Source organism: Streptomyces sp. NPDC058534, from assembly GCF_042717365.1.
In the GTDB taxonomy this organism is placed as follows: Bacteria; Actinomycetota; Actinomycetes; order Streptomycetales; family Streptomycetaceae; genus Streptomyces.
In genome coordinates this window covers 16620-40944 of the sequence record NZ_JBHXNW010000022.1, presented here as the reverse complement: position 1 = coordinate 40944, position 24325 = coordinate 16620, and the positions used below count along the sequence as shown (strand labels likewise).

At 72.9% G+C, this 24325-nt stretch carries 21 protein-coding genes; 13 read left to right on the top strand and 8 right to left on the bottom strand.

Going from position 1 to position 24325, the window contains the following annotated elements; translation table 11 throughout:
- Positions 1-13 precede the first annotated feature (13 nt).
- The gene (locus ACFWR9_RS16120; protein WP_383841715.1) at positions 14-199 is read right to left on the bottom strand and encodes a hypothetical protein; all 186 of its coding nucleotides are present in this window, start codon (positions 197-199) and stop codon (positions 14-16) included.
- A 355-nt stretch (positions 200-554) separates the two neighbouring features.
- Between ACFWR9_RS16120 and ggt the strand changes: the two genes are divergently transcribed.
- Entirely contained in the window at positions 555-2363 is a 1809-nt protein-coding gene (gene ggt / locus ACFWR9_RS16115) for a gamma-glutamyltransferase (RefSeq protein WP_383841712.1), read from the top strand.
- Between the two features lie 24 nt (positions 2364-2387).
- Here the strand turns inward: ggt and ACFWR9_RS16110 are convergent, their stop codons facing one another.
- Both ACFWR9_RS16110 and map read right to left on the bottom strand, forming a co-directional pair.
- Positions 2388-4916 (bottom strand): ATP-dependent Clp protease ATP-binding subunit, encoded by a 2529-nt coding sequence (locus ACFWR9_RS16110; RefSeq protein WP_383841709.1) that lies wholly within the window; start codon positions 4914-4916, stop codon positions 2388-2390.
- 135 nt (positions 4917-5051) lie between these two features.
- Positions 5052-5849 (bottom strand): type I methionyl aminopeptidase, encoded by a 798-nt coding sequence (gene map / locus ACFWR9_RS16105; protein ID WP_383841706.1) that lies wholly within the window; start codon positions 5847-5849, stop codon positions 5052-5054.
- Positions 5850-5912: 63 nt separating this feature from the next.
- Between map and ACFWR9_RS16100 the strand changes: the two genes are divergently transcribed.
- The 9 genes from ACFWR9_RS16100 (at position 5913) to ACFWR9_RS16060 (ending at position 17036) form a co-directional block, all read left to right on the top strand.
- Positions 5913-6164 carry a helix-turn-helix domain-containing protein gene (locus ACFWR9_RS16100; RefSeq protein ID WP_064730573.1) on the top strand — a complete coding sequence of 84 codons (252 nt, stop codon included), beginning with the start codon at positions 5913-5915 and terminating at the stop codon, positions 6162-6164.
- Positions 6165-6276: 112 nt separating this feature from the next.
- The gene (locus tag ACFWR9_RS16095) at positions 6277-7992 is read left to right on the top strand and encodes a hypothetical protein (RefSeq protein ID WP_383841703.1); all 1716 of its coding nucleotides are present in this window, start codon (positions 6277-6279) and stop codon (positions 7990-7992) included.
- Positions 7993-8169: 177 nt separating this feature from the next.
- Positions 8170-9012 carry a nitrilase-related carbon-nitrogen hydrolase gene (locus ACFWR9_RS16090; RefSeq protein WP_383841700.1) on the top strand — a complete coding sequence of 281 codons (843 nt, stop codon included), beginning with the start codon at positions 8170-8172 and terminating at the stop codon, positions 9010-9012.
- Positions 9009-10292, top strand: a complete 1284-nt coding sequence (locus ACFWR9_RS16085; protein ID WP_383841697.1) for an aspartate aminotransferase family protein — start codon at positions 9009-9011, stop codon at positions 10290-10292. Before ACFWR9_RS16090 ends, ACFWR9_RS16085 begins: the two co-directional genes overlap by 4 nt.
- Positions 10293-10323: 31 nt before the next feature.
- Positions 10324-11976, top strand: coding sequence for a PucR family transcriptional regulator (locus tag ACFWR9_RS16080; protein ID WP_383841694.1), 1653 nt, complete (start codon positions 10324-10326; stop codon positions 11974-11976).
- A 139-nt stretch (positions 11977-12115) separates the two neighbouring features.
- The gene (locus ACFWR9_RS16075) at positions 12116-12958 is read left to right on the top strand and encodes a nitrilase-related carbon-nitrogen hydrolase (protein ID WP_383841691.1); all 843 of its coding nucleotides are present in this window, start codon (positions 12116-12118) and stop codon (positions 12956-12958) included.
- A 39-nt stretch (positions 12959-12997) separates the two neighbouring features.
- Positions 12998-14440, top strand: a complete 1443-nt coding sequence (gene hydA / locus ACFWR9_RS16070) for a dihydropyrimidinase (protein ID WP_383841689.1) — start codon at positions 12998-13000, stop codon at positions 14438-14440.
- An 11-nt stretch (positions 14441-14451) separates the two neighbouring features.
- Positions 14452-15474, top strand: coding sequence for a TIGR03842 family LLM class F420-dependent oxidoreductase (locus tag ACFWR9_RS16065; protein WP_383841686.1), 1023 nt, complete (start codon positions 14452-14454; stop codon positions 15472-15474).
- Between the two features lie 41 nt (positions 15475-15515).
- The gene (locus ACFWR9_RS16060; protein WP_383841683.1) at positions 15516-17036 is read left to right on the top strand and encodes an NCS1 family nucleobase:cation symporter-1; all 1521 of its coding nucleotides are present in this window, start codon (positions 15516-15518) and stop codon (positions 17034-17036) included.
- Positions 17037-17070: 34 nt separating this feature from the next.
- Here the strand turns inward: ACFWR9_RS16060 and ACFWR9_RS16055 are convergent, their stop codons facing one another.
- The 4 genes from ACFWR9_RS16055 to ACFWR9_RS16040 all read right to left on the bottom strand — a co-directional run bounded on the left by ACFWR9_RS16055 (position 17071) and on the right by ACFWR9_RS16040 (position 21285).
- On the bottom strand, positions 17071-17964 hold the full coding sequence (locus ACFWR9_RS16055) for a CAP domain-containing protein (RefSeq protein ID WP_383841681.1): 894 nt from the start codon (positions 17962-17964) through the stop codon (positions 17071-17073).
- Between the two features lie 374 nt (positions 17965-18338).
- Complete coding sequence (locus tag ACFWR9_RS16050) at positions 18339-19001, bottom strand: hypothetical protein (RefSeq protein WP_383841678.1); 663 nt, start codon at positions 18999-19001, stop codon at positions 18339-18341.
- A 422-nt stretch (positions 19002-19423) separates the two neighbouring features.
- Positions 19424-20245, bottom strand: coding sequence for a class I SAM-dependent methyltransferase (locus ACFWR9_RS16045; protein ID WP_383841675.1), 822 nt, complete (start codon positions 20243-20245; stop codon positions 19424-19426).
- Complete coding sequence (locus ACFWR9_RS16040; RefSeq protein ID WP_383841672.1) at positions 20242-21285, bottom strand: carboxymuconolactone decarboxylase family protein; 1044 nt, start codon at positions 21283-21285, stop codon at positions 20242-20244. The genes ACFWR9_RS16045 and ACFWR9_RS16040 overlap by 4 nt, the downstream gene beginning before the upstream one ends.
- Here ACFWR9_RS16040 and ACFWR9_RS16035 point away from each other — a divergent pair.
- Genes ACFWR9_RS16035 through ACFWR9_RS16025 form a run of 3 tightly spaced genes read left to right on the top strand, consistent with a single transcriptional unit; the run spans position 21284 to position 23238 of the window.
- On the top strand, positions 21284-21442 hold the full coding sequence (locus ACFWR9_RS16035; protein ID WP_383841669.1) for a hypothetical protein: 159 nt from the start codon (positions 21284-21286) through the stop codon (positions 21440-21442). The genes ACFWR9_RS16040 and ACFWR9_RS16035 overlap by 2 nt on opposite strands.
- A 9-nt stretch (positions 21443-21451) precedes the next feature.
- Positions 21452-22564, top strand: a complete 1113-nt coding sequence (locus ACFWR9_RS16030) for a sensor histidine kinase (RefSeq protein WP_383841666.1) — start codon at positions 21452-21454, stop codon at positions 22562-22564.
- On the top strand, positions 22561-23238 hold the full coding sequence (locus ACFWR9_RS16025) for a response regulator (protein ID WP_383841663.1): 678 nt from the start codon (positions 22561-22563) through the stop codon (positions 23236-23238). The genes ACFWR9_RS16030 and ACFWR9_RS16025 overlap by 4 nt, the downstream gene beginning before the upstream one ends.
- Positions 23239-23249: 11 nt before the next feature.
- Here ACFWR9_RS16025 and ACFWR9_RS16020 read toward each other — a convergent pair whose 3' ends face one another.
- Positions 23250-24314 carry a biotin/lipoate A/B protein ligase family protein gene (locus ACFWR9_RS16020; RefSeq protein ID WP_383841660.1) on the bottom strand — a complete coding sequence of 355 codons (1065 nt, stop codon included), beginning with the start codon at positions 24312-24314 and terminating at the stop codon, positions 23250-23252.
- Positions 24315-24325 lie beyond the last annotated feature (11 nt).

Genomic DNA, 24325 nt, shown 5'->3' with positions numbered 1-24325 from the left:
GCGGCTGTCATCGCTACCGGAAGTCCGGCTCTTCGCCCGACGTGAGCAGCAGCCGTACCGATTGGGGACCGAGCCGGTGGGCGGGCAGAACGCCGGCGCCGGTCGTACCGTTCTCCTCAAGGCGCCACCGCAACGTGAAACCGGTCAGGTCCAGGACCTCGTGCCGATTGACGGCGTCACTCTTCCATTCGACTCGCACCGGCGCGAACACAGCCCGTACGTCGGCCAGTGCGGGCGAGGGCGTTCGTTCGGGCAGCAGCAGCCCGTCGGCGATGAAGTTGCCGTCGTGCAGTTCCTCCCCGAAGTCTCCTCAGTGGCTCTACGGACCGGGGGTACGCCTCGAAGGGCCCGGCTACCACGTCGGCATGCCCGCCGCGACCACGCCCAGGACGATGTCGCGTACGTCGTCAGTCATGGGCGCGCATGCTGGCGGGCGTCGGCGTACCGGTGTTCGACGGGCCGCCGCGCATCCGCCCACGTGGCGGCCCTGATACTCCTGACGCGACCATGACGATCAACTAAGCTGCCCGAACGGCCTTTCCCTGGAGGTGCGGATGCGTCGCCCTGTAGCACGGAATCTGACGGTCCTGGCGGTCTCGGCCGCCGTGGTGTCGGTGGGGGCCGCGGCGCCGCCCACGCCCCACGGCAGCCCCGGCGCCCCGAAGACCCCGGTCGCCGTCGGGTACGGAGGCGCGGTCGCCAGCGTCGACCCGGACGCCTCCGCCGCCGGCATCGAGGTGCTGCGCAAGGGCGGCAACGCCGTCGACGCCGCCGTGGCCACCGCGGCCGCGCTCGGCGTCACCGAGCCCTACTCCGCCGGCGTCGGCGGCGGCGGGTACTTCGTCTACTACGACGCCAAGTCCCGCACGGTGCGGACCATCGACGGCCGCGAGACCGCGCCGCTGACCGCCGACGAGACCCTCTTCACGGAGAACGGCAAGCCGATCGCCTTCGCCGACGCCGTCAGCAGCGGCCTCGCCGTCGGCACCCCCGGCACGCCCGTCACCTGGCAGAGCGCCCTCGACAAGTGGGGCAGCCGGAAGCTCGCCTCCGTGCTCAGGCCCGCCGAGCGCCTGGCCCGGCACGGCTTCACCGTCGACGACACCTTCCGCTCCCAGACCGCCGCCAACGAACAGCGGTTCCGCTACTTCCCGGACACCGCGGAGCTGTTCCTGCCCGGCGGGCAACTCCCCGTCGTAGGCTCCACGTTCAAGAACCCGGACCTGGCCCGCACCTACAAGGAGCTGGGCCGTGAGGGCGTCGACGCGATCTACCACGGCGAGCTGGGCGAGGACATCGTCGACACCGTCAACGAGCCGCCCGTCGACCCGGACTCCGGCTGGAACGCCCGCCCCGGCGACCTGTCCGCCAAGGACCTCGCCGCCTACGAGGCCAAGTTCCAGGCGCCCACCCGAACCTCGTACCGCGGTCTGAACGTGTACTCCATCGCGCCCTCCTCCTCCGGCGGCACCACGGTCGGCGAGGCCCTGAACATCCTGGAGCGCACCGACCTCTCCGAGGCGAGCAAGGCCCGCTACCTGCACCGCTTCATCGAGGCCAGCCGCATCTCCTTCGCCGACCGCGGCCGCTGGGTCGGCGACCCCGCCTTCGAGGACGTACCGACGAAGGAACTGCTCTCGCAGCGGTACGCCGACTCGCGCGCATGCCTGATCAAGGACGACGCGGCGCTCACCAGCCCCCTCGCGCCCGGCGACCCCAGGCACCCGGCCGCCTGCGCGGGCGGCGGCAAGGCCGCACCGACCACGTACGAGGGCGAGAACACCACGCACCTGACCGTGGCCGACAAGTGGGGGAACGTCGTCGCCTACACGCTCACCATCGAGCAGACCGGCGGCAGCGGCATCACCGTGCCCGGCCGCGGCTTCCTGCTCAACAACGAGCTGACGGACTTCTCCTTCGCCCCGGCGAACCCGGCCGTCCACGACCCGAACCTGCCCGGCCCCGGCAAGCGCCCGCGGTCCTCGATCGCCCCGACCATCGTCCTGGACCGGCACCACAAGCCGGTCGTCGCGGTCGGGTCGCCCGGCGGGGCCACCATCATCACCACCGTGCTCCAGACGCTCACCGGCTTCATCGACCGCGGTCTGCCCCTGGTGGACGCGATCGCCGCCCCGCGCGCCAGCCAGCGCAACGCCGCCCGGACCGAACTCGAACCCGGCCTCTACGACAGCGGGTTGCGGGGGCGGCTGGAGGCGCTCGGGCACTCCTTCAAGGAGAACCCGGAGATCGGCGCCGCGACCGGCGTGCAGCGGCTGCCGGGCGGCAAGTGGCTGGCCGCCGCCGAGAAGGAGCGACGCGGCGGCGGCTCGGCGATGGTGGTGTGGCCCACGCGGCAGCGGTAGCGGTAGCGGTAGCGGCAGCGCGGATCACAGTTCGGGGACGGGCCGCTGCGGCGTCCGGAACGCCAGCCGCCCGTCCTCGACGTCGACCGTCACCCGGCCGCCCTCCGCGACCCGGCCGTCGAGCAGCAGCCGGGACAGCTCGTTGTCGACCTCGCGCTGGATGGTGCGGCGCAGCGGACGGGCGCCGTACTCGGGCTGGTAGCCGCGCTCGGCCAGCCAGTCCACCGCCGCGTCGGTGAAGTCGACGGTGATGCCCTGCGCGCGCACCATGCGGCGGGTCTGCTCCAGGAGCAGGCTGGTGATCTGCCGCAGCTGATCCCCGCTGAGCTGCCGGAAGACCACGATCTCGTCGACGCGGTTCAGGAACTCGGGCCGGAAGTGCTCGCGCAGCGGACGCAGCACCTGCTCGCGCCGCGCCTCCTCGTCCGCCTCCGCGCCGCCGGAGCCGAAGCCGATGCCGGCGCCCCGCCGGGTGATCACGTCGGAGCCCAGGTTGCTGGTCATCACGACGACCGCGTTGGTGAAGTCCACGGTCCTGCCCTGCGAGTCGGTCAGCCGGCCGTCGTCCAGGACCTGGAGCAGGATGTTGAAGACGTCGGGGTGCGCCTTCTCCACCTCGTCCAGCAGGAGCAGCGAGTACGGGTGCCGGCGCACCACCTCGGTGAGCTGGCCGGCCTCCTCGTGCCCGACGTAGCCGGGCGGGGCGCCCACCAGGCGGCTGACCGTGTGGCGTTCCTGGTACTCGCTCATGTCGAGGCGGACCATCCGGTCCTCGCTGCCGAACAGCGCCTCGGCCAGCGCCCGGGCCAGCTCCGTCTTGCCGACACCGGTCGGACCGAGGAAGAGGAAGCTGCCGATCGGCCGGTCGGGGCTGGAGAGACCGGCGCGCGAGCGCAGCACGGCGTCGGAGACGACCCGCACCGCCTCCTCCTGGCCGACCACGCGTTCGTGCAGGTGGGACTCCAGACCCAGCAGACGGTCCTTCTCCTCCTGGGTGAGGCTGCTGACCGGGATGCCGGTCTGCCGGGACACCACCTCGGCGATGGACTCGGTGCCGACGACCAGGTTCAGCCCCTCGTCGGCCTCGCCGCCGCCGTCGGCCTCGGTGATCCGCTGCTTCAGCTCGCCGATCCGGTCGCGCAACTGGGTCGCCTGCTCGTACTGCTCGTCCGCGACCGCCTGGTCCTTGTCCCGGATCAGCTGGTCGACCTCGCGCTCCATGGTCCGTACGTCCGTGCCCTTGGTGCGCGACTGGAGCCGGACGCGGGCGCCGGCCTGGTCGATCAGGTCGATGGCCTTGTCCGGCAGCCGGCGGTCGGTGAGGTAGCGGTCGGACATCTGCACGGCCGCCACCAGCGCCTCGTCCGTGTAGCGGACCTGGTGGTGGGCCTCGTAGCGGTCCCGCAGGCCGCGCAGGATCTCGATGGCGTCCGCGGGGGTGGGCTCGGGCACCAGGATCGGCTGGAAGCGGCGGGCCAGGGCCGCGTCCTTCTCGATCCTGCGGTACTCCTCCAGCGTGGTGGCGCCCACGACGTGCAGCTCACCCCGGGCCAGCGCCGGCTTGAGGATGTTCCCGGCGTCCATCGAACCGCCCTCGCCGCCACCGCCGGCGCCGACGACCGTGTGCAGTTCGTCGATGAAGATGATCAGCTGGTCCGAGTGTGCGCGGATCTCGCCCACGATGTTGTTCATCCGCTCCTCGAAGTCGCCCCGGTAGCGGGTGCCGGCGACCACGCCGGTCAGGTCCAGGGCGACCACCCGGCGGCCGAGCAGTACGTCGGGCACGTCGGCGTCGGTGATGCGCTGCGCCAGCCCCTCCACGACGGCGGTCTTGCCGACGCCCGCGTCACCGATCAGCACCGGGTTGTTCTTGCCGCGGCGGGAGAGCACCTCGACGGTCTGCTCGATCTCGTCCTCGCGCCCGATCACCGGGTCGATCCGGCCCTGCTGGGCCAGGTCGGTGAGGTCGCGGCCGTACTTGTCCAGCGTCGGCGTGTTCGTGGCCCGCGCGCTCTCGGGGCGTGCCTTGGCGGCGTCCGGCGCCTCCGTGGGCAGGCCCGAGGGCGCGAACCGGGCCGCGTTCAGGATGTGCCCGGCGGCCGAGTCCGGGTTGGCGGCCAGGGCGCTGAGCACGTGCTCCGGGCCGATGTACCCGGTGCCGGTCGACCGGGCCAGTTCGTGCGCGTCCAGCAGCGCCCGCTTGACGGCCGGGGTCAGCGAGAGCGACGTCGGCGGCGGGGCCTCGCCCGGGGCGTGCTGCGCCGGGCCGGTCCGCTCGTCGATCTGCGAGGCCAGCGAGTCGGGGTCGGCGCCGGCCCGGCTGAGCAGGCCCCGGGTCGGTTCGGTGGCGAGCGCGGCCCGCAGCAGGTGCTCCGTGTCCAGGTCCCGGCTGCCGTGCTCGGCGGCGTACTGGGCGGCGCCGCGCACCAGTTCCCGGGCGGGCTGGCTGAGCAGCCGGCCGATGTCGATCTGCCTGGGCTTCGGCCCGCCGAAGAAGCGTGCCAGGAATTCCGCGAACGGGTCGCCCTCCGGGCCCATGAAGCCGCTGGTCATCGTCTCCGGTCCTCCGCTGCTTCGCTGATCGGCGTACCGGGGCCGGGTGACCCGGTCGGCGTGCGCTCATGCCCAACATGACACGTTCTGTGCCGGTGGGCATGTCCGCGAGGCGGGCGGACCCGGGGGCACGACCTAGCGGGCCCGGGTCTGGACCTGGAGGCCGTCCCGTGAGGTCAGGACGCGCGGGCCGCTGTCCGTGATCGCCACCGTGTGCTCCACGTGCGCCGCGCGCGAGCCGTCGTTGGTGCGCAGGGTCCAGCCGTCGGCGGCCGCGTGGTAGTCGTCCCGGCCGCCGGCGATCAGCATCGGTTCGATGGCGATGACCATGCCGTGGCGCAGCGGGAGCCCGCGTCCCGGCCGGCCCTCGTTGGGCACGCCCGGGTCCTCGTGCATCTGCCGGCCGATGCCGTGGCCGCCGAAGTCGTCCATGATCCCGTAGCCGGCCGCCCGGCACACCGTGCCGATCGCGTGCGAGATGTCGCCGATGTGACTGCCGACGACGGCCGCGTCGATGCCCGCGGCGAGGGCCCGCTCCGCGGTCTCGACCAGGGTGACGTCCGCCGCGCGCGGGGTGCCGACGACGAAGCTGATCGCCGAGTCGCCGGCCCAGCCGCCCAGCGTCGCCCCGCAGTCGAGTGAGACGAGGTCGCCGTCGCGCAGCCGGTAGCCGTCCGGGATGCCGTGCACGATCGCGTCGTTGACCGACGCGCACAGGACGGCCGGGAAAGGGGTCGGCGCGAAGGAGGGCCGGTAGCCGAGGAACGGCGAGCCGGCCCCCGCGTCCTTCAGTACCGCGTGCGCCACCTCGTCCAGCTCCAGCAGGGAGACGCCCACGTCGGCGGTGTTCCGGGCGGCGGTCAGGGCGCGCGCGACGACCCGGCCGGCCGTGTGCATCGCGTCGATCGATGTGTCTGTCTTGAGCTCCACCATGCCAATTACTATACCGGTATTTGAATTGGGTCCGGTACGGGAATCCGGTATTACAATGACGGTATGGTGCGCACCCCACTGACCCCCGAAGAGCACGAGCGCGGCGAGCGGCTCGGCCGGCTGCTGCGTGAGGCCCGCGGCGAGCGGAGCATGACGGAGGTCGCCGCCGAGGCCGGCATCTCCGCCGAGACGCTGCGCAAGATCGAGACCGGCCGCGCGCCGACCCCGGCGTTCTTCACGGTGGCCGCGCTGGCCCGCGCGCTCGGGCTGTCCATGGACGAACTGGCCGGGCTGTGTGTCCTCGCCGGGGTGTGAGGGTGCGGTGACGCCCCTTCCCGAAAACTCCCTGTAGCGGCGCCGTAACACGGCTGGTGTTCCCTACGTGACCGGACGGACCGGAGTCCTCCGGTCGGGCGGGAGTCGAACCATGGCCGTGGAACAACTGCCGGGTCGGGTCGGGGACTTCACCCGGTACCTGACCGGACTGCTGACGCGTCTGGACCAGGGCGCCGGCTGGTGCGGGGTGTTCTGGCAGCGCGATCCCGAGGGCATGCGGGCCTGTCTCGACGGGCGTGAGGTCCCGCCCTGGGACGTGGTGGAGGCGCTGCTCCAGGACCTCGCCGGCCGGTACGGCACCCCGGCCGCCGCGGCCGAGACGGAACCGGCCCGCGCCCTGCACGCCGCCGCGCTCACCGCGTACGACTCCCTGCCGGGAGCGCGCGACGCCCTGGGCGACCGGCTCGACGTCATGCTCCGCGAGCAGCGGTACGCGGCGGAACGCGAGGTCCGGCTGACCCGGACGCTGTCCCGCCCCGACACCACCCCGGAGGCGGCCGGCCCCCTCCGCCTCGACCTAGCCTGGGCCCGCGACGACCACACCCGGGCAACAGCCCGCTGCGCCGAGATCCGCGCCCGCCTGACAGCACTGGATGCCGTCCGGCGGGGGAGCGGGGGTGTCCGGGCGGACGGAGCAGCGACGGCCCCGGCGCCCGAACCCACGCCCGGGACGCCTGGAGACGGTGCTCCCACGCATACCGCGCGGCCCGAGGATCCGGCCTCCGTCTTTGGCGTGTCCGCGCGCGGGGGTGTGTCGGGGAGTCCGGGGGGTGGCGCTCCCGTGTACCGCTCCGCGCGCGCCGAGCCGCGCGAGGATCCCGCCCCCGCCTTCGGCGCGTCCGCGCCCGATCGCGTGTCCCGGACGCCCGGGGGCGTGTCCCGGACGTCGAGGGACGCCGCTCCCGCGTACCGCTCCGCGCGCACCGCGCCGCCGGAGGACCCCGCACCCCCTCCCGCCGCACCCGCGCCCACCGCGCCGCCCGAGAACCCCGCACCCCCTCCCGCCGCACCCGCGCCCACCGCGTCGCCCCAGAACCCCGTCCCCACCCCCGTCGCATCCCCGCCTCCCACCCCCAAACAGCGCAAACGCCGCCGCGGCGGTGCCCGTTTCGCCGGTGTCGTCGAAGCGGACGTGAGCCCGGTCGCCGCCGTGGCCGATCAGGTGCCGGTTCCGCCAGCACCGGGTGGACGTACGCCGCGCGGAGCGCGTTTCGCGGGGGCCGCCGACGACCCCGGGGAGTGGGCGTCCCCGCGGCCGGAGGTGCCGGTGCCGGGGGAGGAGGATCGGGGCGCCGTCGATGCGGTCGTCGAGGGGCTGGCGTGGCTGCGGGCCGAAGGGATGAGCGGGGAGGCGCATGCCCTGTTGGCCGAGGCGGCTCTCGGGCCCGCCACCCGCTTCCCGCTGCTCGCCGCGGGGCTCGAACGGGCCGGGCTCGGCGCCGACTGGACCACCCTGCTGTGGGAGACCGCCTCGCTGCCCGCCGGCCCCCTGGTCGCCGCCGCCGACGCGCTGGCCCTCGCCGGGCGCACGGCCGACGCCGAGCGGGTGCTGCGGCAGGGCGTCGTACGCCCCCCGGACGAGATCGGCGCAGCCGTTCTGGGCCTGGTCGCCGAGGGCCGGCACCGAGAGGCCCGCGCGCTCCTCGACGCCTGCGTCCGCTCCCGCACCCCCGAGGACGCCGCCCGCAGTGCCGGACCGGAACCGGAGACGCTCGTGCCGCTGCTGCTGGAAGCGGCGCACAACGTCTCCCAGCAACGCCACTGGGACCTCGTCCACGCCCTGCGCGTCGCCGGGTTCACCGCGTGAAATCCGCCCCCTGACCCCACCGCCCCCACCACTCACCCACAGGAGTGCGAAAAGCGATCGACACCGCGCCTTGGCGACGATGGTCTTGGCAAGCCCGTCCGGCCAGGCTTACGTTCGTCCCTCTAGCGCCCGCTCTACGGGCGTAGAGGCTCTGACGTCGTGTCGAAGGAGCAGCTCATGGCCAACGTCGTACGTGCCGCTCTCGTCCAGGCCACCTGGACCGGCGACACCGAGTCCATGGTGGCGAAACACGAGGAGCACGCCCGCGAGGCGGCCCGGCAGGGAGCCAAGGTCATCGGCTTCCAGGAAGTCTTCAACGCCCCCTATTTCTGCCAGGTCCAGGACCCCGAGCACTACCGCTGGGCCGAGCCCGTGCCCGACGGCCCGACCACCCGTCGTATGCAGGTGCTCGCCCGCGAGACCGGCATGGTGATCGTCGTCCCCGTCTTCGAGGTCGAACAGTCCGGCTTCTACTACAACACCGCCGCCGTGATCGACGCCGATGGCACCGTCCTCGGAACGTACCGCAAGCATCACATCCCGCAGGTCAAGGGCTTCTGGGAGAAGTTCTACTTCCGGCCCGGCAACCTCGGCTGGCCGGTCTTCGACACCGCTGTCGGCAAGGTCGGGGTCTACATCTGCTACGACCGGCACTTCCCGGAGGGCTGGCGCCAACTCGGCCTCGGCGGCGCCCAGCTCGTCTACAACCCCTCCGCCACCCACCGCGGACTCTCCGCCCACCTGTGGCAGCTCGAACAGCCCGCGGCGGCCGTCGCCAACGAGTACTTCATCGCCGCCATCAACCGGGTCGGACAGGAGGAGTACGGGGACAACGACTTCTACGGGACGTCGTACTTCGTCGACCCGCGCGGGCAGTTCGTCGGCGAGCGCGCCAGCGACACCAAGGAGGAACTCGTCGTCCGCGACCTGGACTTCGACCTCATCGACGAGGTGCGGCAGCAGTGGGCCTTCTACCGCGACCGCCGCCCCGACGCCTACGAAGGGCTGGTGCGGCCGTGACCAAGGACCTGTTCGGCCGCCACCGCGCCGTCCTGCCCGACTGGCTCGCCCTGTACTACGAGGACCCGCTGGAGATCACGCACGGCGAGGGCCGGCACGTCTGGGACGCCGCCGGCAACAAGTACCTCGACTTCTTCGGCGGCATCCTCACCACGATGACCGCGCACGCCCTGCCCGAGGTGACCAAGGCGGTGAGCGAGCAGGCCGGGCGGATCATCCACTCCTCGACCCTCTACCTCAACCGGCCGATGGTCGAACTCGCCGAGCGCGTCGCCCACGTGTCCGGCATCCCGGACGCCCGCGTCTTCTTCACCACCTCCGGCACCGAGGCCAACGACACCGCCCTGCTGCTCGCCACCGCGTACCGGCGCAGCAACACCATCCTGGCGATGCGCAACAGCTACCACGGCCGCTCCTTCAGCGCCGTCGGCATCACCGGCAACCGCGGCTGGTCCCCGACCTCGCTGTCCCCGCTCCAGACGCTCTACGTCCACGGCGGCGTCCGCACCCGCGGCCCCTACGCGCACCTGGACGACCGCGACTTCATCGCGGCCTGCGTCGAAGACCTCACGGACCTTCTCGGCCACACCCGCGCCCCCGCCGCGCTGATCGCCGAGCCGATCCAGGGTGTCGGCGGCTTCACCTCCCCGCCGGACGGCCTGTACGCGGCCTTCCGCGAGGTGCTGCACGAGCGGGACATCCTCTGGATCGCCGACGAGGTGCAGACCGGCTGGGGCCGCACCGGCGACCACTTCTGGGGCTGGCAGGCCCACGCGCAGAGCGGTCCGCCGGACATCGTCACCTTCGCCAAGGGCATCGGCAACGGCATGTCCGTCGGCGGCGTCATCGCCCGCGCCGAGATCATGAACTGCCTGGACGCCAACAGCATCTCCACCTTCGGCGGCACCCAGGTCACCATGGCGGCCGGCCTCGCCAACCTCGCGTACCTGCTGGAGCACGACCTCCAGGGCAACGCCCGGCGCGTCGGCGGACTGCTCCTCGAACGGCTGCGGGCCGTCGCCGCCCAGGTGCCGCACGTACGGGAGGTCCGCGGGCGCGGGCTGATGCTGGGCATCGAGCTGACCCGGCCCGGCACCGACGAGGCGGCGCCCGAGGCGGCGGCCACCGTGCTGGAGGAGGCCCGCGCGGGCGGGCTGCTCATCGGCAAGGGCGGCGGCCACAACACCAGCGCCCTGCGCGTCGCACCGCCGATGACCCTCACCGTCGCGGAGGCCGAGGAGGGCGCGGCGATCCTCGAACGCGCCCTGCGGAGCATCTGACAGCAGCGTCCCGAGCAGAGGAACCGCCGCCATGACCTCCATCCCGGACACCCCGGACACCCCGGACACCCCGGACGCCCCGGACGCCTCGGCCACCCTGGAGCAGCAGCCGTGGGAACCCGCCCTGTCGGTCCGCCAGGTCCTCGGCCTGGAACGGGTGCTGGCCGGACAGCCCGAGGTGGTGGCCGGCGCGCACCGGCTCGACCGGCCGGTGCGCTGGGTGCACGTGGCCGAGGCCGCCGACGTCGGCGTGATGCTCACCGGCGGCGAGATGGTCCTCACCACCGGTGTGCTGCTCGCCGGTGACGAGGACAAGCAGGGCGAGTACATCCGCTCCCTGGACCGCGCGGAGGCGGCGGCCGTCGTGCTCGGCCTCGGCCGCGCCTTCCCCGCCCCGCCGGACGTGATGCGGCGGGCGGCCGAGCGGTGCGGGCTGCCCATGGTCGTCCTGCACCGGCCGTTCCCCTTCGCCGAGCTGACCGAGGAGGTGCAGTCCCGGCTGCTGCGGCGCAAGTTCGCCGCCGTCAGCCTCTCCGAGGCCGTACGCACCGAACTGACCGGCCTGATCACCGCGGGAGCCCCGGTGCAACGCCTGCTCGACGAGGTGGCCCGGCACGGGGGCTGCCCGGTCGTCGTCACCAATCTTGCCCACCGCGTCCTCGCCACGGCGGGGGAGCGGCCGGCGGTCGACGACGTGCTCCGGGACTGGGAGCGCATCGCCCGCCAGGCCGGGGCCGGCACCGCCGACGGCTGGATCCGCGCCGACCTGACCTGCCGGGGGGAGCGGTGGGGCCGGCTGGTGCTGTGCGGCTACCGGGGCGACCGGGCCGCCGGACGGCTGCTGGCCGAGCGCGCCGCCGAGGCTCTCGTCCTGCACCGCATGCTCGGCGGCGACGGGACGCACACCGGCGGCCCCGGCGGCTCCTGGGACTCCTGGGAGGAGCAGTCCGCCCGGAGTCTGCTCACCGACCTGGTCAGCGGCGCCGTACCGGCGCGGCAGCTGCTGCCCCGGGCTCGCGCCGCCGGACTGCCGGTCAACCGCAGGGTCTTCGTCCCGCTCGTCGTCCGCGAGCGGGACACCGCCCGCCTTGACCGGGTGCTGCGGCTGCTGGGCCTGTCCGGGATCGCCGCCGGGCTCGCCGACGACCGGGTCGCCGTCCTGCTCAGCCTCGCCCCCGATCAGGACGCCAAGGCGCTGACGGCCCACTTCGCGGCCCGGCTGCGGTCGGAACCGGACGCCGCGCACACCGTCGTCGCGGCGGCCGACGCCCGCACCGACTGGGCCGACGTCCCCGCCGGCCTGCGCGAGGCCCAGCACGTCGCCGACGCCGTGGCCGACTCCCCGGCCGCCCTCGACCTGCCGCCCGTGGTGCGCCTGCGCGACGTCCACCTGCGCGGACTGGTCCGGCTGCTGCGCGACGACCCGCACGTCCAGTCCTTCGCCGAGCGGGAACTGAACGGACTGCTGCGGAGCCCCGACGAGGACCTGCTGTCCGTGCTGCGCACCTACCTCGCCACCGGCCGCAACAAGTCCCGCACCGCCCAGCTCCACCACGTCTCCCGGCCCGCCCTCTACCGCCGGCTTGAGGCGATACAGGGCCGCCTCGGCGTCGACCTCGACGACTTCGAACAGGCCGCCTCCGTCCACATCGCGCTCCTCGCCCACGACGCACAACAGGGGTGACACCGTGCAATGCCCGTCCCCCGCAGACGTGACACCGTGCCACTCAAAACCGGCCGTCCGCGCTCCCTAGGCTCGCCCCACACCGAGCGTCACACCCAGCGCCACACCCAGCGCCACACCGAGCGAGTGGAGGCCGAAGATGAGCCGAGTGATCCGTGCCGCGCTCTTCCAGACCGCCTGGACGGGCGACAAGGAATCGATGATCCAGGTCCACGAGCAGGCGGTCCGCGACGCCGCCGCGCAAGGGGCCCAAGTCCTCTGCTTCCAGGAGCTGTTCTACGGGCCGTACTTCTGCCAGGTCCAGGACCCCGAGTTCTACGCCTACGCCGAGCGCATCCCCGACGGCCCGATCGTCGAGCGCTTCCAGCGCCTGGCCCGCGAACACGGCATCGTCCTGGTCCTGCCGATGTACGAGGAGGAGCAGCCCGGCGTCCTCTACAACACCGCCGCCGTGCTCGACGCCGACGGCTCCTACCTCGGCAAGTACCGCAAGACCCACATCCCGCAGGTGCGGGGCTTCTGGGAGAAGTTCTACTTCCGCCCCGGCAACTCCGGCTGGCCGGTCTTCGACACCGCCGTCGGCAAGGTCGGCGTGTACATCTGCTACGACCGGCACTTCCCGGAGGGCTGGCGGGCACTGGGCCTTCAGGGCGCCGAGGTCGTCTTCAACCCGTCGGCCACCTCGCGCGGCCTCTCCGGCTACCTGTGGCAGCTGGAGCAGCCGGCGGCGGCCGTCGCCAACGAGTACTTCGTCGGCGCCATCAACCGCGTCGGCGTCGAGGAGTACGGCGACAACGACTTCTACGGCACCTCCTACTTCGTCGACCCCGAGGCCCAGTTCGTCGGCGAGGTCGCGAGCGACAAGGAGACCGAACTCGTCGTCCGCGACCTCGACATGGGCAAGCTGCGCGAGGTCCGCGACCGCTGGCAGTTCTACCGGGACCGGGCTCCGGGCGCGTACTCCCCGCTGACCGCGCCCTGACCGACCGGGCCCTGACCGCCCCTGACAGGAGGGAACAGCATGAGCAGCCGTACCGTCATCCGCGGCGGCCTCGTCATCACCGCGTCCGACGAGATCCACGCCGACGTCCTGATCGAGGACGGCCGGGTCGCCGCCCTCGCCGCGACCGGCACCCCGGCCGCCGAGGCGTTCACGGCCGAGCGAAGCGAGATGGGGGCACCCCCGCCCGAAGGGTGGGGGAGGGTCATCGACGCCACCGGCAAGTACGTCATCCCGGGCGGCGTCGACGGGCACACCCACATGGAGATGCCCTTCGGCGGCACCTACGCGGCCGACACCTTCGAGACCGGCACCAGGGCCGCCGCCTGGGGCGGTACGACCACCATCGTCGACTTCGCCATCCAGAGCGTCGGCCACTCCCTGCGCGAGGGTCTCGACGCCTGGCACGCCAAGGCCGAGGGCAACTGCGCGATCGACTACGGCTTCCACATGATCGTCTCCGACGTGAACCAGGAGACGCTCAAGGAGATGGACCTGCTGGTCGAGGAGGGGGTGACCTCCTTCAAGCAGTTCATGGCCTACCCCGGCGTCTTCTACTCCGACGACGGCCAGATCCTGCGGGCCATGCAGCGCGCCGCCGGGAACGGCGGGCTGATCATGATGCACGCCGAGAACGGCATCGCGATCGACGTCCTGGTCGAACAGGCCCTCGCCCGCGGCGAGACCGACCCGCGCTTCCACGGCGAGGTCCGCAAGGCCCTCCTGGAGGCCGAGGCCACCCACCGCGCCATCAAGCTCGCCCAGGTCGCCGGCGCGCCCCTCTACGTCGTGCACGTCTCCGCCACCGAGGCGGTCGCCGAGCTGACCCGCGCCCGCGACGAGGGCCTGAACGTCTTCGGCGAGACCTGCCCGCAGTACCTGTTCCTGTCCACCGACAACCTCGCCGAACCCGACTTCGAAGGCGCCAAGTACGTGTGCAGCACCCCGCTGCGCCCGCGCGAGCACCAGGCGGCGCTGTGGCGGGGCCTCAGGACCAACGACCTCCAAGTGGTGTCGACCGACCACTGCCCCTTCTGCTTCAGCGGACAGAAGGAGCTGGGCCGCGGCGACTTCTCCAAGATCCCCAACGGGATGCCGGGCGTCGAGAACCGCATGGACCTGCTCCACCAGGCCGTCGTCGACGGGCACATCACCCGCCGCCGCTGGATCGAGATCGCCTGCGCCACCCCGGCCCGCATGTTCGGCCTCTACCCGAAGAAGGGCACCATCGCGCCCGGCGCCGACGCCGACATCGTCATCTACGACCCGCACGCCGAGCAGGTCATCTCCGCCGAGACGCATCACATGAACGTCGACTACTCGGCGTACGAGGGCAGGCGCGTCACCGGCCGCGTGGAGACCGTGCTCTCGCGCGGCGAACCGGTCGTCACCGAGCGGGAGTACACCGGACGCAAGGGCCACGGCGCCTACCTCCCGCGCTCCGCCTGTCAGTACCTCAGCTAGGAGCCCAGCCCATGGACTTCGGACTCGTCCTGCAGACCGACCCGCCGGCCTCCCGCGTCGTCAGCCTGATGCAGCGGGCCGAGCGCAACGGCTTCAGCCACGGCTGGACCTTCGACTCCGCCGTGCTCTGGCAGGAGCCGTTCGTCATCTACAGCCAGATCCTGGCCAACACCACGCGCCTCAAGGTCGGCCCGATGGTCACCAACCCGGGCACCCGCACCTGGGAGGTGACCGCCTCCACCTTCGCCACCCTCAACGACATGTTCGGCAACCGCACCGTCTGCGGCATCGGCCGCGGCGACTCCGCGATGCGCGTGGCCGGCCGCAAGCCCAACACCCTCGCCCGCATCAGCGAGGCCATGAAGGTCATCCGGGCGCTGGGCCGGGGTGAGGAGGCCGACCTCGGCGGCGGTACCGCCGTCCGCTTCCCCTGGATGCAGCCGGGCGCCGAAGTGCCCGTGTGGATGGCGGCGTACGGGCCGAAGGCCCTGAAGATGACAGGGGAGGAGGCCGACGGCTTCATCCTCCAGCTCGCCGACCTCTACCTGACCGAGTACATGGTCAAGGCCGTCAAGGACGCAGCCGCGGCCGCCGGACGGGACCCGTCCGAGGTGACGATCTGCGTCGCCGCCCCGGCCTATGTCACCGCAGACGACTCACCCGAGGCGCTCGCCCACGCGCGCGAGCAGTGCCGCTGGTTCGGCGGCATGGTCGGCAACCACGTGGCCGACCTCGTCAGCAAGTACGGCGAGCACTCCGCCGCCGTCCCCGACGAACTCACCGACTACATCAAGTCCCGCGAGGGCTACGACTACGCCCACCACGGGCGCAGCGGCAACCCGGACACCCAGTTCGTGCCGGACGAGATCGTCGACCGGTTCTGCCTGATCGGACCGCCCGAGAAGCACATCGAGAAGCTCCGGGCCCTGCGCGCGCTCGGCGTAGACCAGTTCGCCGTGTACGACATGCACGACGCACAGGAATCGACGATCGACGCGTACGGCGCGCAGATCATCCCGGCACTCCACCGCTGACCGGAACCCGTTCCGGAACCCGCTGCCGAAGGGTCCCGCCCATGACCGCGACCGTCCCGCCCATGCCGTCCGACGGCCCCATACCCGACCCGGCGGGACGCGTCGAGCTCCCGCCCGGCACCGTCCTCACCGACAACCGCTTCGTCAACGACGACCTGCTGCCCGTGCCGCTGGCCCGCCGCCGCTGGACGACGTACAACTTCACCGCCCTGTGGGTGGGGATGGCGCACAACATCCCCTCCTGGCTCCTCGCCTCCGGTCTCGTCGCGCTCGGCATGGACTGGAAACAGGCCGTGTTCACCATCGCGCTCGCCAACGTCATCGTGCTCGCGCCGATGTTGCTGACCGGGCACGCCGGGCCCAAGTACGGCATTCCGTTCCCGGTGCTGGCCCGTGCCTCGTTCGGGCTGCGCGGCGCCAACCTGCCGGCGCTGATCCGGGCCGGGGTGGCGTGCGCCTGGTTCGGCATCCAGACCTGGATCGGCGGCCAGGGGATCTTCGTACTGCTCGGCAAGCTGTTCGGCGGCTGGGCCGAGGCGTCGGAGATCGGCGGCCAGCCCTGGACGCTGTGGGTGTGCTTCGTCCTGTTCTGGGCCCTCGAACTGGCCATCATCTACCGGGGGATGGAGGCGCTGCGCCGGTTCGAGAACTGGGCCGCGCCGTTCGTCATCGTCGGCGCGCTGGTGCTGCTGGTCTGGATCGCGAACAAGGCCGGGGGCCTCGGGCCGCTGCTGGACCAGCCGTCGCGGCTCGGCTGGGGCGCCGACTTCTGGCCGGTGTTCTTCCCGTCCCTCATGGGCATGATCGCCTTCTGGTCGACCCTGAGTCTGAACATTCCCGACTTCACCCGCTTCGGCGCGGGGCAGCGCGCCCAGGTCTGGGGCCAGACGCTCGGACTGCCCACGACCATGACGCTGTTCGCGCTGCTGTCCGTGTTCGTCACCTCCGGCTCGCAGGCGGTGTACGGGGCCGCGGTGTGGGACCCGGTCGCGCTCGCCGCCCGGACCGACAACGTCTTCGGACTGCTCTTCGCCCTGGTGACGGTGCTCGTCGCCACCATCTCGGTGAACATCGCGGCGAACGTCGTCTCACCGGCGTACGACCTGGCGAACCTGGCGCCACGGCTGATCAACTTCCGCACCGGTGCGATGATCACGGGCGTCGTCGGCGTGCTGATCATGCCGTGGAAGCTCACCGAGACACCCGAGCTGTACATCTTCACCTGGCTCGGTCTGGTCGGCGGGCTGCTCGGCACCGTCGCCGGCATCCTCATCGCCGACTACTGGCTGATCCGCCGCACCGCGCTGGACCTGCCCGCCCTGTACACACCCCAGGGACGCTACTGGTACACCTCCGGCTGGAACCTGCGCGCCGTCGCCGCCTTCGTGGTCGGCGGGGTGCTAGCGGTGGGCGGCTCCCACTCGGCCCCGGGCAAGGGACCCTTCCCCGAGGACGGGCTGATCCCCTTCCTGAAGCCCCTCGCGGACTACGGCTGGGCGGTGGGGCTGGCGGCGTCGCTCGTCGTGTACGTCGGGCTGATGGCGGGCCGCAGGCGTGCGTGAGCGCCTGCGGCCGCGTTCGCCCGTCCCCGCTCGCCTATCGGGCCGTGCCGAAGTCCTGGGTCCAGTAGGAGCCGGGCTGCGCGAGGCCGACGCCGATCTCCTTGAACTCGCAGTTGAGGATGTTCTCCTTGTGGCCGGGGCTGGACATCCAGCCCGCCATCACCTTTTCGGGCGTTTCGTAGCCGTACGCGACGTTCTCGCCGTAGGTGCTCCAGTTGTAGCCGGCGTTCGTGATGCGGTCCTCCGGGGACGATCCGTCCGAGCCGGAGTGCGACATGGTGCCGGTGGCCGCCATGTCCTCGCTGTGTGCCTGCGCGGCCTTGGTCAGGGCGGCGTTCACCGTCACCGGGGAGCAACCGGCCTTGCCGCGCTCGGCGTTGACGAGTTCCACGACCTTGGCGACGTCACCGGAGGCCGGGGTGGTGGCCGCCGGGGTACTCGGTGCGGCGGGGGCCGAGGGGGTGGGCTTCGCGGCGGTGGGCTCGGAGGCACCGGCGGTGGGCTTGGAGGAGCCGGTGGACGGCTTGGGGTCAGCGGCGGACGGCTTGGAGGCGGGGGCCTTGGGGGTGGCCGTCGTCTGCGGCTTGTGCGGCTTGTGCGGCTTGTGCGGCTTGTGCGGCTTGTGCGACGGTCCGTCGCCTCGGTGCTTGGGCGCGTCCGGCTTCGAAGCGCTCTCGGTGGCGGTCGGCGCCGTGGACGGTGCCGCCGAGGGCTCACCGCCCTGCGGGCTGCTCCACCCCCGGTACCGGTCGGCGTCGCCCCACCTGTCCTTGGCCGCGACCGAGGCGGCGGTGGACCGCAGCTCCCGCTCCTCGTTGCCGGGCCAGTCGGAACAGGCCAGGGCGACGGAGGGTATGCCTATGGCCCCCACGACCAGTGCCGCGACGACCGGCCGCCGGTAGTGCTGCTTGTGGCGATGCTTTCCCATGCGTGACCTCACTCGGTGGCGACAACCTGAGGTTGGTCATTCTTGGGACGGGCCGGCACGGAGGGCAAAGGGTCTTTCTACTAGCGCGCTTAGTAGGGTTGCCCGGTACTTGCGGCAGACGGTCGGGCGTGCAGACCCCGCCTCCGGGCGCGGATGGTGGTATCTGCTGTCTCGTCAGAAGGCCGCCGCTCGCGAAGAAATGCAGACTCCCCCGTATGGCCTGGACCACCACCCCCACCGGCCTGTACTCCGCCCATGGCAAGCCGGACATAGTCCTATTTGTCGCGGAGACGGTGTCTACTAAGGTGCCCGCAGAGATCGGTAAGCGACGTGACGGATGTCACGGAACTATGCATTCCGGTTTGGCGTGCGGGTCAGTCCCGTGCGTCGGACAGGGCCGCCACCGCCTCCTTGGCCGCCTTGATGGCGCCCTTGTTGATGGTGTCCGAGGACGGCGCCTTCTTCGACTCGAAGTCACTGCCGTTGTACGTGATCATCACCAGGGCGTTGGACGCGCGGACCAGCACGGTGCCCTCGCGCGTCTGCTGCTTGTCCTCGGTGGTGAGGTTCACGACCGAGTACGCCCCCTCACCGAGCCCCGGGACGTCGCCGCCCCCGCTGCGGTCGGCGACCCGCTCCTTGTACGACTTCTGCGCCGCCTCGTCGGACGCCATCACCTCGAAGGAGACGTCGAGCCAGCGGTAGTCGTATCCCTTGAGCGCGTTCCACGAACAGGTGCGCCGCACGTCGGTGTCCGTCGAGGGGATCTCCTTGCCGGCCGCCTTGGCACCCGGCACCAGTGAGGTGACCGTCTTCTTGGCCAGGCTGCCGCACGGCGCGGGGGCGGCGGCGTACGTCTTCGTCGCGGCCTCCGTGGCCGGCGCGGAGGCGGACCGTTCGGCGGTGTCGGGCGGCGTCTTGTCCTTCGCGGCCGGTGAGGTGTCCGGCCCGGACGACAGCGCCCAGCCCGCCGTGGCGAGCACGGCGACCGGCGCCAGACGCGCGGTCAGGGCGAGCGGCAGGGGAAGAGAACGCACGGCGCACTTCTCGTGGGGGATGGTGCGGAGGGGCCCGCACGGCGGACGGGACGCCAGTCTCACACGACTCCCTGTGGGGCGGGAAGCCCGAACTCGGTGCGTGGCCGGGTGGTGACGCAGACGGACCGGGGGCGGGTCGCACGGGCACCCCGGGCGGCACGGCGCGCGTGCCCACGGCGGGCCCGGGCGCGCGACACCCGCTGGTGCCGCCAGGCCGAAGACGTGGCGATGCGCCGGAGGTTGGTGCGAGTGCCGCCGGGGCGGGCGCGGTGCGGGTCGTGGGTGGGTTGGCGCCGTGCCCCGGTGCCTGGTGCCGTGCCGGTTGCGGTCGTGTGGTCCGGTGCCGGCGGCGTATCCGTGAGGGATCGCTTCGGGGCACGGACGCCCCGGCGGGGGACCGGCCGCCCGGCACGGCACCCGCGTCAGGGGCGGACCGCGGTCACCAACCACACCCCGGCCCGCATGCGTACGCCCGTGGCCGTGGCGTACGGGCCCAGGGCCGCCTCCAGTTCGGCCAGGCGGCCCGCAGGGAGCGCGCCGCCCGGGTAGCGCGACAGCAGGAACTCGACGGCGTCCGGGACGTCACGCCCCCAGACGGCCTCCACGGTGACCGGCTCCACCGTCACCTCCTCGTACCCGGCGAGGACCTCGCGGACGCGGTCCGGGTCGGACAGCGAGGCCATCGCGGTCCGCGCGGCGACCGCGTCGGGGCCGGGCTCCTCGTCGACGAGCCGGGCGAAGAGCGCGAGCGTCCGCGCCTCCGGCGAGTGCGGACCCGGCGGCTGCGGGCAGACGAACACGAGCCGCCCCCCGGGACGCAGCGCCCGCGCGAGATTGCGGAAGGCGGCGGCGTGGTCCTCGAAGAACATCACCCCACCCCTGCTGACGACCAGGTCGTACCCGCCCGCCGGGAAGGGGTGCACCTGCGCGTCGGCGCACTCGTACGCCGCGTTCGCGACCCCCTCGGCGGCCGTGCTCGCACGGGCCCGCTCCAGCAGGGGCGCCGAGATGTCGACGCCGACGGCGTGACCGGGGGCGGCGAGCCGCGCCGCGATCCGGGTCGTCGCGCCCGCCCCGCAGCCGACGTCGAGGACCCGGTCGCCGGGCGCGACGGCCGCCGCGCCGAACAGGGCGTCGTTCACCCCGGCCAGCATCGCGTCGTAGCGGTCCTGGTGGGTGGCCCAGTGGGCGCCCACGGGGCCGTTCCAGGCCTCGGCCTGGCGGGAGTTGGCGACAAGGGTCATGAGGTCTCCTTGGCGGTGGGGCGGCCGGTCGGACGGGCGCTGGTACGGGCGACGGGCGCGGACAGTCCGCGTTCGACGAGGTCCACGGCGGCGAACGCGCCGTACGCGACGAGGTGCACCAGGCAGTGGTCGGTGTGCTCGGGCCGGCGCCACGCCGCCACGTCCGCGTCCGTGATCCGGTACGGCGCGCACGCGGCCAGCAGCGCCAGCCGCGCTCCGGGCCGGGTCCGCCGGTCCGGGAACGGGTCGGGCGCGAGCGGCGGGTGGGACCCGTCCCAGGCGTCCAGGGTGTGGCGTACGAGGGCCTGGTCGTCGGTGTCCAGGAGCCCCGCGCCGGACGTCGCGGCGGTGCGCAGCGCCGCGTACGCCGGGCCGACCGGCGTCCCCGCCGCCCACTCCGGCGCCGACCCCGGCCCGGGATCGTCCAGCAGAGGCAGCGCGGCACCGGGCGCGGCGACCCGGCGCACGGCACGCGACAGCGACCGGCCCGCCAGGCTCCGCACCGGACGCAGCCGTTGCGCGTCGGCCGGGAGCAGGTTCTCGGTCACCAGCGCCGACACCACGCGGTTGATGAAGTGGAAGGCCAGCACGGTGCCCAGATAGCCGGGCACCTCCTCGCGCGGGAACGGGTACGGCTCCCGCGCGGTCCCCGGCTCGCGGGTGCGGCGCGCCCAGTTCAGCACGCGCGCGTGCCGCTCGTCCGCCGGTTCCAGGCCCCGGGCCAGCCGCTCGGCCAGTGCGTGGTCGCCGGTGGCGTGCAGCAGCACGGTGTGCGCGTCCACGCAGAACGGGCACTTGTTGGCCGACGACACCCCGAACGCCGCGACCTCCTTGCCGGTCCGGTCGCCGGGACCGGCGATCAGGGACTCGCGCATCAGCGCCCACGCGGGGGCCAGCAGGGCGGGGGCGGAGGAGAGGACCACGAAGGTGGAGGGTTCGGCGATGCCGAAGTCCCTCGCCATCTGGGCGTAGACCTCGGCGACGCGGCCGGTGGCCGTCTTGGGCGGCGGCGGATCGGTGTGACGGAAGGGTGTGGGCATGGACAGCAGCCTGCGCCGCCGGACCGCCCGCGGTCGTCGTACGGCCGGATACGGTCCGCACTGCGCCGACGGTCGCGCCCGCTCGGCGCACTACTTCGCCGGGAGTAGTCCGCAAGCCGTCCACAGGGCCGACGCGGCTGTCGGCGGGCCGGTCTAGTCTGCGGGCATGAGTGGGCGTCAGATCGACCGCAGAGTGCTCGCCGACGTGGTCCTCGCGGCCGTGGTCGGCGCCCTCGGCATGGGCGTCGCCGCCTTCGACGACGGCACGGACACGCTCGACCTCACGCTCATCGGCCTCGCCTCGGCGTCCCTCGCCCTCCACCGTGCCGCCCCGCGCGCGGTGCTGGCCGCCGCCACCGTCCTCGGCACGGCGTACGTCGTCCACGCGCACCCCGGGCCGCTCTCCGCGCTGCCCGTCCTCGGCGCCGTGCACACCGCCGCCCGGGTCGGCCACCGGGGCCTCGCGGCGGCCGCCAGTACGGTGTTCCTCGCGGGGTACGTGGCGACCGGACCCGGTACGCAGGAGGTGGCCGAGCGGGCCGGGCTGCTCGCCGGCTGGTTCCTGTGCGCGGTGGTGACGGGCCTGGCCGACCGCAACTGGCAGGCGTATCTGCGCCAGACCGAACAGCGCGCCCAGGAGGCCGAGCGCACCCGGGAGGAGGCGGCCCTGCGCCGTGCCGGTGAGGAACGCCTTCGTATCGCGCGGGAGTTGCACGACTCGCTGACCCACAGCATCTCCATCGTGAAGCTCCAGGCCGGGGTCGCCGTCCATCTGGCCCGCAAACGCGGCGAGGAGGTGCCGTCCGCGCTGCTCGCCATCCAGGAGGCCAGCGGCGAGGCGATGCGCGAACTGCGCTCCGCCCTCCAGGTGCTGCGCGCCGACGAGCCGGCCGGTACCCCGGCGCTGCTCGTGGAGCGGGCCCGCGCGGCCGGACTGGCCGTCGACCTGACGGTCACCGGCGACGAGCGCCCGCTGCCGCGGGCGGTGGACCGGGCCGCCTACCGCATCGTCCAGGAGGCCCTCACCAACGCGGCCCGGCACGCGGGCCCGGCGAAGGTCACGGTGCGCATCGACTACGGCGCGGGAGGAGACGGGGAGTTGACGATAGACGTGGACGACGACGGAGCCGCCGACCCGGCCCGCCCGCCGGTCCCGGGCACCGGGCTGACCGGCATGCGCGAGCGGGTCACGGCGCTGGGCGGCACCCTGCTCGCCGCCCCGCGCGCGGAGGGCGGTTTCGCGGTGCGCGCCAGGCTGCCGCTGGGGGAGACGGTATGAGTGACGTCCTGCGCGTGGCGCTCGTCGACGACCAGGCGCTGATGCGGGCCGGGTTCCGCGCGCTCCTCGACGCGGAGGACGGCGTCGAGGTGGTCGGTGAGGCCGCCGACGGCGAGCAGGGTGTGGCGCTGGTGCGCGCCCAGGTCCCCGACGTGGCCCTGGTCGACGTGCAGATGCCGGTGATGACGGGCATCGAGGCGACCCGCCGCATCGCCGCCGACCCGGCCCTCGCCGCCGTCCGCGTGGTCATCCTCACCAACTACGGCCTGGACGAGTACGTCTTCGAGGCCCTGCGGGCGGGCGCGAGCGGCTTCCTCCTGAAGGACACCGAGCCGGCCGACCTGCTCCAGGCCATCCAGGTGGTCGCGCGCGGCGAGGCGCTGCTCTCCCCGTCGGTCACCCGCACCCTCATCGGCGAGTTCGTCGCCCGCCCCCCGGACCGATCCACCGCCCCCGGCCTGGACTGCCTCACCCGCCGCGAACGCGAGGTCACCGCGCTCGCCGCCCGCGGCCTGAGCAATGAGGAGATCGCCGCGCACATGGTGATCAGCCCGCTCACCGCCAAGACCCACATCAGCCGGGCGATGACCAAGCTGGGGGCCCGGGACCGGGCCCAACTCGTGGTGTTCGCCTACGAGTCGGGCATGGTGACGGCCCGGGGCGGTACCCGTTAGCCCCCGGCCCGTCAGGGCACCCGCGCGGTCCACTCCGGGGAGGAGAACTTCGTCTCCGCCAGCTCCCGGGCCCGGGCCAGTTCGTCGTCGGTCACCTTGCCCCGGCTCAGCCCGTACCGGTCGCCGAAGGAGGCGATCATCCGCCCGATCACGTCCTCGCGCGCCAGCCCGGTCTGCCGGCGCAACGGGTCCACCCGCTTCTTCGCGCTCCGGGTGCCCTTGTCGGACATCTTCTCCCGCCCGATGCTCAGCACCTCCAGCATCTTGTCCGCGTCGATGTCGTACGACATGGTCACGTGGTGCAGCACGGCGCCGGGGCCGCCGCCGGGGCCGACGACGCGCTTCTGGGCGGCGCCGGCGATCTTGCCCTGGTCGGTGGCGATGTCGTTCAGCGGCTGGTACCAGGCGCGGATCCCCATCTCGCCGAGCGCCCCCAGCACCCAGTCGTCGAGGTAGGCGTAGCTGTCCTGGAAGGAGAGCCCCTGCACCAGCGCGTCCGGCACGGACAGGGAGTACGTGATGGTGTTGCCGGGCTCGACGAACATGGCGCCGCCGCCGGAGATCCGGCGCACCACCTCGATGCCGTGGCGTGCGGCACCCTCGGCGTCCACCTCGTTGCGCAGCGACTGGAAACTGCCGATGATCACCGCGCGGGCGCCCCACTCCCACACCCGCAGCGTCGGCGGGCGCCGGCCCGCGGCGACCTCGGTGGTCAGCACCTCGTCCAGCGCCATGTGCAGGGCCGGGGGCTCGGGCCCCTCGTGGATCAGCTGCCAGTCGTAGTCCGTCCAGTCCGTGGCCTGCGCGAGCGCCCGGCGCACGGCCACGGCCACGCCCTGCGAGGTCAGCCCGTACATCACGGTGCCCTCGGGCAGCGCCGCGTCGATCCGCGCGGTGAGCCCCGCCGCGTCCGTGTCCACGGGGGCGCCCTCCAGCGCGCGGTTCACGGCCGCCAGGGCCTCGTCCGGTTCGAGGAAGAAGTCACCGGCCACCCGCACGTGCCGCAGCACACCGTCCTCGGCCTCGACGTCCACCACGACCAGCTTGCCGCCGGGGATCTTGTATTCACCGTGCACCGTCGCGCCTC